We start from the raw sequence: 14,801 nt of genomic DNA, 5'->3' as shown, positions 1-14,801 counted from the left end.
CGATGCGAATAAAAAAGTATATAGAAAAGAGTAAACTGAATATTGAAGACCGCATCAGAAAATGGTGCGGCGAACTAACCCCCGATAAACGATTTATAATCGTTGCCTCCATCCTCGTAGTATTTGCTTCTCTTAATATTTATTTCACGTTCACCTCTATCTATAATCTGGGTAAAGAGAATAAAAATGACCGGATTGAGATACGGCACATAAGCCCATCTGAACTGGTGGATAAGAAAAGAAGCAATCAAATAAACACCATCCATCATAATTTAAAACTTAATCAAGATCAAGATTCAATTTATGAGCCAACACAAAGTAAATAAGATTGATATAATCATTTTATTAATTGTAGTCCTTCTCTTTATTGCGATACTTCTTGCATTCGCTTTTACAGGGAAAAAGCAAAAAGACACGCCGCAATCTATAGAAATGGAAATCGATCAAGAAGACAATTCTGATTATAATATGGAGGTCTATGAACCTGACACTATCTGGAATGAATTTTATGAACTATTGGAACGTAATGACACCTCTCAAGACTAGCTTTTTATGAAGATCAGAAAAAGGAAAAGACTTTTTGTACATCTGTTTCAAATTATTTTCATCGCTTCTATTTTGGCTGGTATTATATGCTTTATCAAAATGTTACAAAATGAGAAAGTCAGAGAAAAAATAGAATGGAAGCTCAATTTTAAAGAGCTGATTAATAAAAAAAGAAATCCCGGTAATAAGCTGCAATGTCCGGATATAAACTACGAGCATTTGCCACCCTTAAGAAACAGATTCTTAAAACAGAAAAAAGATTCTGTGTACGATTCTATAAATATTAAACCTATTCTAAAATACAAGGAATATGAGCGATTCAAAAAACAACTTTTCTATTTCCCAAAAGCATAAGTTATATATACTCTATGCTCTCGCCGGGATTATCGCTGTAGTAATTATTTGGTTTATATTCTCTCCGTCTGCTGATACGGAAAAGAAAGATACAAATGCCTATAACGTAGATATTCCCCAACCTAGTGATGCAGAGATTATCGCAGATAAGAAGAATGCGTATGAGATGGCTTCCATGGAAGATAAGCACAAAGAACAATTGATGTCACTCGATGACTATAATATGCTCTTTAACGCAAGTGATGACAGAGATACACTTCTTGAGATGGAGGAGATAACGGATAATACTTATCTGGAGGATTTACCTACAGAAAGCTCACCTATTCAGTCTTCCATATCTTCTTACCGGAATGTAAACCGTAATATTGGAACGTTCTATACTCAGCCTTATAATGACAGGGAAAAAGAAAGGCTTGAGAAGCAAATCGAGGATTTGCAAAACCAACTAAACAGACAAAACAGCACCCCCAAAAGCTCAATGGATGAGCAGGTCGCCCTGATGGAAAAATCTTATGAACTGGCTGCTAAATATATGCCCACAAACAGTCCGACTCAGATTTATAACAATACAGATCCTTCCGCAACAAGTGCTCAGGCAGTAAAGACTAAAATCACAAAAAAAAGTGGGGACAAAGTTGCTGTAAAACCGGTAAAGCAAGTACAGGAACAGGTAGTATCTGCTTTGAAACAAGATATCTCGGACGAGGAACTCTTTAGGCAGATGGACCAGTCACGCAATTTCGGATTTCATACAGTTACCGATATCCAGGATAAAAGGGATAAAAATACCATCAGAGCATGTATACATGGCGAGCAAACAGTTATGAATGGACAAACGGTAGTATTAAGATTGCTGGAGCCTGTGTCGATTGATGGTGGTATCATCCCCAAAAACACCATTATATCCGGACAGGCAACTCTACAAGGAGAACGGTTGGAGATTATGATTTCCTCTATCGAATACGAAGGCTCGATTTATTCGGTAAGGCTGGCTTCTTATGATCTGGATGGGACAAAAGGGATATATGTACCCGGATCGATGGAGCTGGATGCCACCAAAGAAGTAGCTGCTAATATGGGAACAAATATGGGTTCGGGAATCAGCATCAATCAAAGTGCAGGCTCCCAGATTGCATCCGATATCACAAAAGGGGTTATACAAGGAGCATCCCAACTTTTTTCTAAGAAAGTAAAAATGGTAAAGGTAAATCTCAAAGCCGGGCATAATATATTACTACTGCCTCAATAAATCAACTAACTAAAAAAATATAACAATGAAAAAATATATATTAATCCTAATTCTTTTACAATGTTCTATTTCCGGATTTGGTCAAAATACGGATGAAAATGCGGTTAAAGGAAACAGACCGCTAAGCGAGTTCGACAAAGATAATTCTCAGGATTATTTAGATATGAGCAGCAGGATAATATTTGACCGTATTATCCCACCCCATAAGCTTGAGGTAACGTATGATAAGACTACACACCTGATCTTTCCGGCACCTATTACCTATGTAGACCTGGGCTCTTCCAATATTATTGCAGGAAAAGCCGATGGGATAAATAATGTATTGCGAGTAAAAGCTGCTGTCAGAAATTTTACTTCCGACACTAATTTTTCCATCATAACGAATGATGGAAGCTTTTACAGTTTTAATGTGAATTATGCGGAAATTCCTCAAAAGCTGAATATTGAAATTAAGGACTTCACTTACCATGAGGAGGATTTTAGCCGTCCGAACAATTATCTGGATATCTATTTAAAGGAATTGGGAAAAGAATCCCCGAAACTGGTCAGGTTGGTAATGGAATCGATATACAATAAGGATGAAAGAAAAATCAAGCATATCGGGTCGAATAAATTTGCAATACAATTCCTACTTAAAGGAATATATACCTTCGATGGGCTTCTCTACTTACATACACAAATCAAAAACTCTTCGAACGTACCTTTTGATGTGGATTTTATTCGCATGAAAATAATCGACAAAAAAGTTATGAAACGCACAGCCATTCAGGAAACCCTTGTCGTTCCTCTCCGTGCATTCAATAATGTGGCTACTATCGGTGGAAAGAAAACCCAGCGTATCGTATTTGCGCTCGATAAGATTACCATCCCCGATGATAAAGTACTCATTATTGATCTATTGGAAAAAAACGGTGGACGCCACCAATCATTCATGGTTGAGAATGAAGATATTGTATGTGCTGCTAAAGTAACCTCTTTAAATTTGAAATAATATGAAAAAGTTATTCTTGATGACGGTTTTATTGCTGCTGGTTACTGTTTCTTCTTTCGCCCAACGTTACATACCGGGACAAAAAGCTATCCAGCTTACCCTTGGTGCTGTAGATGGTTTTAAATTGAAACAACAAGACGGGCAGGCTTTTTCTATAGGTATTGCAATATCAAAATATACAAAAGGTACTAACCGGTGGGTATACGGCGGTGAATTCTTGCAAAAATATTTTGGATACAAAAACATCTATATCCCTTTAAACCAGTTTACGGCCGAGGCCGGATATTATCACAAGTTATTGGCTGATCCGAGCAAAACATTCTTCTTCTCTATTGGTGGTAGCCTTTTAGCAGGATATGAAACTATCAACTGGGGAGATAAACAATTAAGAGACGGGGCTTCAATAGAGAATAAAGACGCCTTTTTATTCGGTGCATCTCTGGGACTTGAAACCGAATGTTTCATATCCGACAGGTATGTATTGTTATTGGGAATAAAGGAACATTACCTACCCACTTCTTCAGTCAGCGATTTTCATTTCCAGCTATCGCTCGGCATAAAAATAATAATCAACTGATAACCAATTCTTTTTTATTAATTAAATAATTAAAATATAACTGAACATATGAAAAATAGAATGATATACTTTTTCGCGATTTTTCTGTTAATAACTATCTCTTGTAGCACAGATAAGGATTTGCCCGATGATTATTACGGTGCTTACACGATAACCCAATCTCCGGTTAAAGCTTCGATTGCAGCAGGCGAAACTGTTGCTGTTACATTTCAGATAAATCGCCCGAAAAATTATAAAGACAAATTTTATCTGTTATATAATCAAGATAGCGATGCTGGTGTCGGTAAGCTTGTCTACAACAATATAACGCTAAATAAGGCAACTACCTACGAAATCAAACAGGATCAGGTAACCGTATACTATAGTGCCGTAAGTGAAAATTATCATCGTCTTACACTCTCTGTTATAGATGGAAACGGAGTACAGGAAACAATAGATGTGGTTTTCAATGACGATAAAAAGGGAATTGACGATAAACTATTCAGTATAGAAAAACTACCTAATCAATTGCTTATCGCCGAGAATGAATCAGCCGAAATAAAATACCATCTCAAAAGAAGTAAAATATATGAGGGTAAATATTATATCAGATATAATCAATATAATGGAAACGGCTCCGGTATACTCAGATACAATGGAAGCTTAATGATACCGGGATACCCTATAGAGATTAAAAACGATTCCATACAGCTATTATATACTGCTATTACCTTGAATTATCATAGGCTCGATTTTACCTTTTTTGATGAACAGGGTATTGAACTCGATTCATATGCAGTTTTCAATGAAGAAAAAAAGGGAATCGATGACTATTTGCCTGTAATAAAAGGATATACAGATAAAAGCATACTGGATAAAGGTGAAACAGCAACTATTACATTAAATGTAGATAGAAGCAGGTTATACGATGGAAACTATTACATAAAGTATAAACAATCCCAGTATGGTACAGGAGTATTAAAACTTGGAGGTACTGAATTCGAGCAAGAAAGCATATCCTTGATAACTAATGGAAATCTGACACTCACATATACCGCAACGAATAAACTATGTCATTTACTTGAATTTGTTGTTATTGATGAGACCGGTAGAGAAGTAATATGTCCGATATATATCAACAAGGACAAAAAAGATAGGATGGACGGGTTCGATATAATTGACAATTCGCCCTCAAAAGCTGTCAATCCAGGCACATCCTGTCTGATCTTATTAGATCTTGACAGATGGAATAACCAAACATATTCTGGAAAATATTATTTCTCATATAAACTTCTAAAAGGTGATGGTATGATGGCTAATCCCGTAGAGGCAAGCCAACCACAAGATACCAAAGTAGAAATAAGGTATACAAAAGGAGGCTTCCAAATTCAGTTATTTTTCCGAGCAACAAATATTCCGGAAAAAATTTATCATCAAATCCTTCTTAGTATATATGATGATACAGGATGTAAGCAAGACATGATTCTAACATTTAACGATTCTCTAAAGAACTAACCTAAAATTAAAACTAACATGAATAAAATAATGACATATATTACACTAATAATCTTCCTATTAGGATTTCTTTCTTGTAGTGACAGTAAGCATTCATTGGAAGACAATACGCTTTTCTCCATTATTGAATCGACATATAATGATAATATTAATTCTGGCGAAACAGCCTCATTTTCGTTCAAAATTAAACGACCGGAAGGATATGACGGGAAATATTTTATTTCTTATTTACAGAATACGGATTCAGGAGACGGCTTAGGCAAACTTGTACTCAATAATGCAACTCTTAAGCAATCCACAAACTATGCTTTGACCGGCGATAATATTACGTTGTATTATACGCCCATATCGGAGAATTACCATCAACTGAATTTATCGGTAAGCAATTCTTTCGGTAATCAAGTGGATTTCTCGATAATATTTAACAAGAGCAAAAAAGGCACGGATGATAAAGAATTTGAAGTCATTCTGCTTCCTTATAAGGATTCTATAAAGATAGACGAAACCCGTGAAGTAAAATTCGTACTAAAACCCAGTAAAGTCTATTTAGGTAAATATTATTTCAAGTATAATCAACTAGAGAACCAAGGGCTGGGAATACTACAATATTTTGATGAATATCTTCAACAAAATAAGCCTATGCAGGTTATAGAAGACACGATATGTTTGAAATATTCAGCTAACACCACTAATTACCACCAATTGAATTTTACCTTTTTTGATGAACAGCAAGATAGGGAATTAAAAAAAGAGATTGTATTTAACAAGGATAAAAAAGGAGAAGATGATAAGGTGTTTTCGCTGATCAAAGAGCAAAGCAAAGATATTATACATAGTGGTGAAAGTTGTGATTTCAGGATTATCATCCAGCCAAGCCCTCTTTATAGTGGAAGATACTATCTATCATATAAGCAAAAAGCAGGTAGTGGTAAAGGGGAAATTTCCTATAATAACACAATCTTAGCACAGGACGTACCTGTCGAACTTATTTCTACAAATATTAAATTGAACTATAAAGCAATCTCTGAAAATTATCACCAGATTGATTTTACCCTCAAAGACGAGTTGAATCATTCGGTAGATATACCAATAATTTTCAATGAGGATAAAAAAGGGATTGACGACAATCTTTTTTCGGCGGCAATCACTCCTGACAAAACGGTAATTAATAAGGACGAGACAATCGGAATTAATTTAAAGCTAACCCCAAGCAAAGTATACTCCGGTAAATATTTTCTGAAATATGCACAAGCTGACGGCAATGGATTAGGAAAACTGAAATACAATGGTAATTATCTTCAAGCGGGTAAACCCCTTGAGATTGACAACGATAATTTACAATTGTACTATACCGCTTCTACGCCCAATTACCATCAGATGGACTTTATCGTATATGATGAACTGGGACAACAGAAGCATTTTCAGGTAATATTGAATGAAGATAAAAAAGATGCAGATGACAAGGATTTTTCTATTTCTGTTTCAAATCCCAAGATAACGATAAAAGAAAATGAAACCAATGAAATAGATTTCAAACTTATCAGAAGCGGTGTATACAATGGAAAATATTTTATCCGCTATTATCAATATGACGGGAATGGGCTGGGAAAAATTAAATATAACGGAAATATTATCCAGCCAGGGCAACCTGTAGAAATTACCTCAAGTATCATAAACTTATTGTATACGGCAGTAACCATAAATTACCATCAGCTAAATTTCAAAATTTATGACGAGATCGGGCATCTGAAAAAACTACAAGTGTTTTTTAATGAGGACAAAAAAGGAATTGATGACCATTTGTGCATTGTCAAAACTTCTGTACCCCAATCGAATCTGACCTTGAATGAAACGGTAAACTTCCAGTTACAAATAGAAAGAAGTAAAATTTATTCAGGAAGATATTATATCAGGTATAATCAAAGTAGCCAGTATGGGCAGGGAAGGTTATTTTATGGAAATACCTTCATGCAGCCAGACAACCAATATTTAATTACCGATGACAAAGTAAGCCTTTTCTATACAGCTGATAACAGCTTATGTCATCAATTAGATTTTTCAATTATTGATGAAGATAACAGGAAAGTATATTCTTCTGTTAGCTTTAATGAAGATAAAAGAGGGCTTACGGGTGGCTTTGAATTCAAAAATGTAGAATACGACAAGTACTTTGCACAGGTAGCATATCATGTATTGCTGATTAACCTGAATCGCCTTGATAATAAGCAATATGATGGGTTGTATTATTTAAAATGGAGAATGATAAAGGGTACAGGTCATATAGGGTATCCTGGCGGAATATATCCCGAGAATACAAAGGTTCAAATAATACGCAGGGATATTTACAACAAAGACAATAGAATCAATTTATTCCATATGATTGGGGCAGCAACAAATTACCAACTTCAACAGGAAGTCGAAATTACCCTCTATGATGATACCGGATATAGTGTATCTAAAATATTTAAGTATTCTCAAAAATAAAACACATCAAACTATAATAAATATGAACAGGTATTTTCTAATAATATTTATTCTGGCTTTCTCTTTGATTGCATGTTCCGACAATCACCTGGAGATAAATAATAGTTATGGATTCTCTGTATCGCATCTACCCGTTGTAAGCAAACTGAAAAAAGGCGAAACAGCTGAGATAAGATGCCAGATCGTTTGTGAGGGGAAAATTAATACGTCTTATTACCTGTATTATTTCCAACCCAATGGAAATGGTGAATTAAAGCTGGAAGATGGGACTATACTGACTCAAAACGATACATACGCGTTAAACAAGGAAACTTTCAGGTTGTATTATACATCTAAATCGCAAGTACAGCAGGTTATCGACATCGTATTTTTTGACTCTGCGGGAAATGAATTTCCGCTTTCTTTTACTTTTAATCATGACTCAAATTCTTAATAATAGAGATCTATGAAGACAATATCAATATTACTCTTCGTGTACTTGATATATTGTATATTGCTTATAACTTCTTTATATTCCACTAGGACTGATGTTCAGTTGTGGGGGAAAGAAATTGATTAGGAGCATTTATTAACCTGCCCTGATGGAGTCTACCTCTTTCAGGGCACATTTTTTTCAAATATGATAAATGAGAAGGATTTAAATAGGGATTATTATTTTATTGCTTTAGATATACCACCTGCTTCGACATTGGAGGTATTGGATAATTTGGGATTGGATCAGGATAACGAAGAAAAGAGATGGTTAAACGAAGAATACCTAAGTAATCAGACAGAAGAATCCAGGTTATTAGTGTATAAAGGTATTATTTATGAAACAGAGGATGTACACGATGAACGACTATCTCATCTTTTTAATATAGATGAAGACATAAGGGATATTCCTATATACAAAATTTCGGAATTGGAACAATATGCCTATTCCCGGGAAGAATCGTACTTAATCGAACTCGATATAAGTAATCCGATTAATGCATTTATTAATATACAATCTTTGGGTCTTAAACCGCTCTTTCTTATCGAAGATTTGATGTTATTAAGTGACGACGGAAATAAAAAGGATACATTTCTTGTCCATGGTAACAAAGTATTGGGATGGCGTAAACACGATTCGGAAATTCTTATGAATGCGGTTTCTCTCGGTGCTCTTATTGAAATGTACCAAATTCCGACGGATAAACCGCTGAATGTATTCAATATCGAATTATTGATGGAATACCAAAAGAAGGATTTGGAAGCAATCAACGAACTTTCGTTAAGGGAAATACCTTCTTTCAGGAAAACGGCCATAGTTTGTAAAGCAGCAGTCAGTGATAATCCCATAAATATAAAATACGTACCGGCTTCCAAATTGACAAAAGAAATAATTATCGACGCCGTTTCGAAAGACTATACAACAATGCAATATATCTCTCAAAAAGAATTCAATGAGGATATATATTTAAGAATCGTTGAAAAGAACCCGTATGCATATTTTCAAATCCCAAGCGATGAAAGGTCGAAAGAGATACAGGAAAAAACCCTGATTAGCGCAACGAAGGAATACGATCCATCAATAGTATATAATTTAATAAGCGAAATTAACAACAGGAATGTTCTCTGTGATTTTATTTCCCGATCCGGTCTTTCCTATGATTTTGAATATTTGGCAAAAAATATAAATGACAAAGTGTATGACAAAAAAATAGTCCAAACACTTCTTTCAATGGAGCCGGGTTGTATAATACATATACCTGAAAGGTTCTTGACAATGAGGATGTGTCTGGACTACATGAGAGACCATATGAATGAAAACTACAATTTTGAAAGATTAATTCAACGCGTACCCTATAACGTAAGGCAATCCGAAAATTTTATTTATCACATAAGCCAATTTACGTCTACCTTAAAAATAAGGATGCCGGAGAATTATATCTTAAAAACCGATACTACAAATGATTTACATGAGGCAATGAAGCAATTCAATTCTTTGGGACTAACCGATAATTACAAGCTGCTCTCCGGTTATCTGGAGGATTTGAAGGATTCTTTGGCACCCCTGATTGTCGTTAACGGCAAAATACTGGGACAATATAATGATATTTCCAACGATTTATTGATTTTGCAGTACGATTGCTCGCCCAAAGAAGATTTGCAACGGGTTCAACTGAGTGACTTATTGAAAGTCAGGGAAGAAGACCTCCGGCTTATCAGGGAGGAAGGACTCGGTGCAATACCGCTTGAACGCAGGGATAAAAAATTATGTCTTGAAGCCATAAAAAATAATGCTTATGATATTAAATACATTCCCGAAGATATACTAACAAAGAAAATGATATATAAGGCGTTAAAACAGGATGGTGATTTATTAAAGTATATTCCTTCGGATAGAATTAAGCCTCAAATGTGTGAAGTTGCTGTTAATAATAAGTTTATAGCTTTAAAGCATGTACCCGAAAAATTCAGAAACGGCCATGTCTCCGATATTGCTGTTAGAAGGGCAATGTTGGAATTCAACTTTTTTATGGACCATAAACAGATCCAAACACTTAAGTATATAAGAAATCCCGAAGCGAGCTTGTATTTGGCAGAAAAACTGATCGCTGAAGATGTGAATCCCGTATCAGTAGCTACAGCGATTAAAATAAGTGGAATGATGTCAGAACAAATGTGTTCGGAACTTTTTGCATTAGACTATAGGACTTATCAATGTTTCCCTGATAAATTCAAGACCAGGGAAATGGCAAGTCTGGTTGTAAACAAAGATGGAGAGCATATCGCCTGTATCCCTCCTGAACACCAAACATCCGAAATACAGATTCAAGCCGTAAAAAACAATCCGGAGGCTATCCGCTATATAAGTGAAAGCTCCAGGACTCCCGAAATGTACTTAAGAGCGACTTTAGCCGGAATAGAAGAGAAAATCCCTGCGTCGATGATCTCAACAGATAATGTGATGGGATTTTATAATACAATTAAAGATAAAATAGTAGATAAGATAGACTATGGACAGGTCGAATCTTTATTTAAGGGAGAGACAATAGATGTGAAGAAATTCAAATCACTAACGGAAAATAAAATCTATAGGGATCAAACCATAAGATTTAATAGGGCCTCGAATTGTCTGGAATTTAAACCCAAAGAAATACAATTGGGTAAAAACCATTTATCAGCTATTAAGAGTCTAAATATCAAAAATCGATTGAAATTATAATGTTTTATTTGTATATAAATTATTGTATTATATCTTTGTAACAGCATTAAAGGTATAGCATTACACATATTCTCTTTTAGACATTAATCTACTTCTTTATTAAAAAAATCATAAGCCTTCTTATCGTTTAATTGATATTTCCAAAATTGTACGAGCAATATATACGTTATTTCGATTCATAAGAAGGCTTATTCTTTAGATGCCCGTAAAAGCGTCATCCTGATGCTAAAATTAACATTATTTACAAATCACTTTCTAATTTTAAGAAAATTATACTATTTTTCTATAGCTTATAATGTTAATTTTGAATTTGATAACATTTAGGCCTTAAATAAATCATTAACTATTGTAGTCATATCATGTTTGCCTAATAATTACATGGTTTGCTTTAATAAATAGACTTGCCATCTAAGTTTATTAATGCAAATCTATTTTAATGGACTTGATAGATATTAAAAGCTCGTACAATTTTGGAAATATCAATTAAACAAAACTTCACGGCACAGAAAACAAAAACACGTACAACCGCAACAATCTAACAATTAGAGAAAGTGAAAGGAACCTATTAAAGACTACCAAAAAAGAGATATAATAATTGATTATACCTCTTTTTTGTCTTATCTATTTGAGAGCTAAGGAACTCCCTTTATTACCATAAATTTGAAATAATAAAATATAAAATAGTGTATCATAAAGGTGGCTCTGTTCCTTTCGAGTGAATTGTAAGTTAAATTTTTCCATCCTGAAATTATTTTATATTATTTCTCACGATTGCCAATATATATCTGCTCTTCACGACCTACTTCATATCTGGATTCAGATTCAAAAAGGGGCTCTTTGTCATCATATTTGTATAAACTGAATTTACCGGCTCTTTCCTTAATCTTTAAACGGATATGATAGTGGGGATGCTGATAGACAGTTTTTTTCCTTATCGTAATCTTTACAATATTCTGCTCTGCTATTGGAACACCTTCAAAACCTCTCTTATCTTTCAGAAGGATAGCTTGTGGCACCTCTCCTGTAGTTCGTCTTATGTAGCCGATGGTATCATATCTCTTGCAGAAATCTCGTCCGGTTCGGCGGTCACCATAAAAAATCCGCACTCTTTGGCCGGAATCAATCAGTTCATTGAGCAAATCGGCAATCTTTTCATCGGTTTCTTTTTTAAAATAGGTCTCACCGACCTTTTTGTATGATTTATTTATATCTTCCTGTTCTGCGATTTTCATAACCTACATTTTCAGTTGTTATACTTATCGGTTTATTTAGATTACTGATAATCGGAAATTCCTTATCGGCATCATAGATATTAAGTGTTGCTCTATTTATTGTTTCTCCGGGAGTCAAAGAAATAATAGTACCCATTTCTAATTCAGAATTTTCAATATGAATACGTTCATCATAGCAATCATGAATATTCTCTCTCTCAAATGATTCTAATATGCTTATAGCTTCTTCCTTGCTATTTGCTGCAATTGTAAAATAAGTCCTGCTGATTATTAACTGCTCTTCATCCTGACGGAAGAGAAATTTGTTTGGTTCTTGCTTTTCCATAACTTATCATTTTTATTAATACTTCTCCGCCTTTGGCAGAGTTATTCTTTATCGGAAGCTTTTTATAAAACGGGCTATGAAAAGCAAGTTTTTGCCGGTAAAATACAACCCGAAGTGAAACAAGGTGTGGAGATTTTGGGGCAAAGCTTCCAAAGGAAGCTTAACTTGCTTTTCAAGAAAGCCCGTTTTTAAATTTGCGGCAGGTAAATAATAACAGTTACAGAGAATTGAGGTATAGAATCCATATAAAATGGAGTTTCTTAAATAAAATTTATCGAAAAGATATTCTTATATCGGATTTGAGGTATATATTTGCGTCTTCAATTTAAAAGTTAGAATATGAAAAATTTAGTAGACAATTTAAATCAACTATTCACAGATTTTGCAAAAGATGCAGCTCTTCAGGTAGAAAACGGAAATAAAGCTGCGGGAACTCGTGCCAGAAAGACTTCTTTGGCTATTGAGAAAGCATTAAAAGATTTTCGTAAAATATCTATTGCTGAGTCTAAATAATGAGAGCACGAGGAGTTTAAACACTCCTCGTGCTTTTTATTGTATAGGTAATATTATTACGCGACTTCCAACTCTTCGATCCTTTCTTTGGTTATTACCGGTAACCCTTTCATTATTTCTTCGATTTCTATAGTTACCTTTTCATTAAGTATTTTAGCATAAATTTGTGTAGTCTGGATATCGGAATGCCCCAACATTTTGGATACACTTTCTATAGACATGCCTTTTGTGAGCATCAGGGTAGCGCAAGTATGACGAGCTGTGTGAAAAGAGATATTCTTACTAATTCCACAGATATTGGCAATCTCCTTCAAATAACGGTTAATACATTGTCCGGATGGAACAGAGAATAGTTTATTGTCAGGATATTTCTTCTGTTTATATTTTTCAATTATCTGCTTGGCAGCTGGAACAAGTGGTACAAAATATTCATTACCGGTTTTAATGCGATTTTTATCGATGAATTCTCTATCTGTGGAATCTGTTATTATATCAGTTTTTTTGAGATTTTGTATATCGATGTAGGCCAAAGCCGTAAAGCAGGCAAAAACAAAAATATCACGGATGGTATCCAATACTTCGCTCCGAAGATCAGTTTCGATAATTTTTGTAAGTTCTCCTTCTGTCAGATATCTTGGATTAGTCCTCTTAGAAGATAGAACAATCCCATAGAAAGGATCATCAGTGATATATTTGCATTTCATGGAATAGGAGAGCACTTGCTTCAGGTAGCGCATATGGCGTACCATGGTATTATGCCCGCAGCCACCATCAGATAAAAGGTAAATTTCATAGTTATGAATAAATTCATAGTCGACTTTCTTTATATTTATGTCTACCGTATTACCAGTATTTGAAGTTTTATAAATCAAATCCTCTTTTGTATAATAGTATTCTATAAATTGTCCGACTTTCTTTTTACTGCATTCATACTTGCCTACAGTATGCTCGGTTATAGTAGTCTTGGATAAAGCTTTCTTCTGCTTAATGATTTTATCGAATTGGTCTAAAAGGGTATATTCCTTCAAGTCTTTGCCATGAAATGAATCACTCACCATTTTTACAGTCACATATGGATTATCTTTATAAAGGGATGAATAAATATTATCCAACTTCTTTTCTATAATAGAGAGTGAATCATTTATTTCAATTGCTTCTGTGCGTTTTGTTCTCATCCGTCTTAGCGTGGAATCCCACAACTCAATTGCTTGTATGGAAAGCCCCGTACTGAATTCTAACGATTTGCCGGAGATTGTAATCTTTACGATAATGGTTGCTGATCCATCCTTATTTAGTTTTGATTTACGGATGAAAAAAAATTGTGACATTCGATGTTTCATAAGTGCATTTTTTTGAGTTAATAATAAATGTTTAATTTTTGCTTACTGCAAAAATAAGTGGCTCGTTAAAAAAATGCACTAGACAACTAATGACTGACATAGACATAGGTAGTCATCTGAAAGTCTTAGAATTACAAGTTTAGTATGGGTATTTAATTACATATTTTCATCCCCATGGTTTTACCCACAGTCCGATGTCGTAACGGGACATCGTTTGGCGTAAATTGTCAATTGATACATAAAAACAAAGGCAGCAAATCTTCTGATTTACTGCCTTTTGTCCTATCTTGTCCTTAGCTTTCGCTTTTTCTGGTAGTCCCAGGCAGATTTGAACTGCCGACCTCTACATTATCAGTGTAGCGCTCTAACCAACTGAGCTATAGGACTGGCTTTTGTCTCTGCCGGATGACTCCAGCTTGTCTTTTTTATTGTAATTCATATTAGTTAAAGAAATAGTTGATTTAAGCAAGTGTGTAGTACTCAAGTATCTCGACCAGAGTCATCTC

General features: G+C 34.6%; 14 protein-coding genes and 1 tRNA gene. 11 read left to right on the top strand and 4 right to left on the bottom strand.

Annotation, left to right across the window (positions count from 1 at the left end):
- Positions 1-2 precede the first annotated feature (2 nt).
- From D0T66_RS16465 to D0T66_RS13465, 10 genes are all read left to right on the top strand, one after another.
- Positions 3-326 (top strand): TraL conjugative transposon family protein, encoded by a 324-nt coding sequence (locus D0T66_RS16465; protein ID WP_163357838.1) that lies wholly within the window; start codon positions 3-5, stop codon positions 324-326.
- Complete coding sequence (locus tag D0T66_RS13505; protein WP_163357837.1) at positions 304-546, top strand: hypothetical protein; 243 nt, start codon at positions 304-306, stop codon at positions 544-546. The genes D0T66_RS16465 and D0T66_RS13505 overlap by 23 nt, the downstream gene beginning before the upstream one ends.
- 6 nt (positions 547-552) lie before the next feature.
- Positions 553-900: a hypothetical protein gene (locus D0T66_RS13500; RefSeq protein WP_163357836.1), complete on the top strand. Its 348-nt coding sequence runs from the start codon at positions 553-555 to the stop codon at positions 898-900.
- Positions 857-2,149, top strand: a complete 1,293-nt coding sequence (traM, locus tag D0T66_RS13495; protein ID WP_163357835.1) for a conjugative transposon protein TraM — start codon at positions 857-859, stop codon at positions 2,147-2,149. The genes D0T66_RS13500 and traM overlap by 44 nt, the downstream gene beginning before the upstream one ends.
- A gap of 25 nt (positions 2,150-2,174) precedes the next feature.
- On the top strand, positions 2,175-3,140 hold the full coding sequence (gene traN, locus D0T66_RS13490) for a conjugative transposon protein TraN (protein WP_163357834.1): 966 nt from the start codon (positions 2,175-2,177) through the stop codon (positions 3,138-3,140).
- A gap of 1 nt (position 3,141) precedes the next feature.
- Positions 3,142-3,717, top strand: coding sequence for a conjugal transfer protein TraO (locus D0T66_RS13485; protein ID WP_163357833.1), 576 nt, complete (start codon positions 3,142-3,144; stop codon positions 3,715-3,717).
- 48 nt (positions 3,718-3,765) lie between these two features.
- The gene (locus D0T66_RS13480; RefSeq protein WP_163357832.1) at positions 3,766-5,211 is read left to right on the top strand and encodes a TraQ conjugal transfer family protein; all 1,446 of its coding nucleotides are present in this window, start codon (positions 3,766-3,768) and stop codon (positions 5,209-5,211) included.
- A gap of 18 nt (positions 5,212-5,229) precedes the next feature.
- Positions 5,230-7,695: a TraQ conjugal transfer family protein gene (locus tag D0T66_RS13475; RefSeq protein WP_163357831.1), complete on the top strand. Its 2,466-nt coding sequence runs from the start codon at positions 5,230-5,232 to the stop codon at positions 7,693-7,695.
- Positions 7,696-7,717: 22 nt separating this feature from the next.
- The gene (locus D0T66_RS13470; RefSeq protein ID WP_163357830.1) at positions 7,718-8,128 is read left to right on the top strand and encodes a TraQ conjugal transfer family protein; all 411 of its coding nucleotides are present in this window, start codon (positions 7,718-7,720) and stop codon (positions 8,126-8,128) included.
- Positions 8,129-8,314: 186 nt separating this feature from the next.
- Positions 8,315-10,885 carry a DUF4116 domain-containing protein gene (locus D0T66_RS13465; RefSeq protein WP_163357829.1) on the top strand — a complete coding sequence of 857 codons (2,571 nt, stop codon included), beginning with the start codon at positions 8,315-8,317 and terminating at the stop codon, positions 10,883-10,885.
- A 758-nt stretch (positions 10,886-11,643) separates the two neighbouring features.
- Here the strand turns inward: D0T66_RS13465 and D0T66_RS13460 are convergent.
- Positions 11,644-12,117 carry a hypothetical protein gene (locus D0T66_RS13460; RefSeq protein ID WP_163357828.1) on the bottom strand — a complete coding sequence of 158 codons (474 nt, stop codon included), beginning with the start codon at positions 12,115-12,117 and terminating at the stop codon, positions 11,644-11,646.
- Positions 12,086-12,442 carry a hypothetical protein gene (locus tag D0T66_RS13455; RefSeq protein ID WP_163357827.1) on the bottom strand — a complete coding sequence of 119 codons (357 nt, stop codon included), beginning with the start codon at positions 12,440-12,442 and terminating at the stop codon, positions 12,086-12,088. Before D0T66_RS13455 ends, D0T66_RS13460 begins: the two co-directional genes overlap by 32 nt.
- A 339-nt stretch (positions 12,443-12,781) precedes the next feature.
- Here D0T66_RS13455 and D0T66_RS13450 point away from each other — a divergent pair, with 339 nt between their 5' ends.
- Positions 12,782-12,955, top strand: a complete 174-nt coding sequence (locus tag D0T66_RS13450; RefSeq protein WP_163357826.1) for a histone H1 — start codon at positions 12,782-12,784, stop codon at positions 12,953-12,955.
- 56 nt (positions 12,956-13,011) lie between these two features.
- Here D0T66_RS13450 and D0T66_RS13445 read toward each other — a convergent pair whose 3' ends face one another.
- Positions 13,012-14,295, bottom strand: a complete 1,284-nt coding sequence (locus tag D0T66_RS13445; protein ID WP_163357825.1) for a site-specific integrase — start codon at positions 14,293-14,295, stop codon at positions 13,012-13,014.
- A 310-nt stretch (positions 14,296-14,605) separates the two neighbouring features.
- Positions 14,606-14,682: transfer RNA gene (locus tag D0T66_RS13440), tRNA-Ile, on the bottom strand.
- Positions 14,683-14,801: the final 119 nt, after the last annotated feature.

The sequence above is a fragment of the Dysgonomonas sp. 25 genome (assembly GCF_010501075.1).
Lineage (GTDB): Bacteria > Bacteroidota > Bacteroidia > Bacteroidales > Dysgonomonadaceae > Dysgonomonas.
This window is presented reverse-complemented; position numbering and strand designations above follow the sequence as displayed.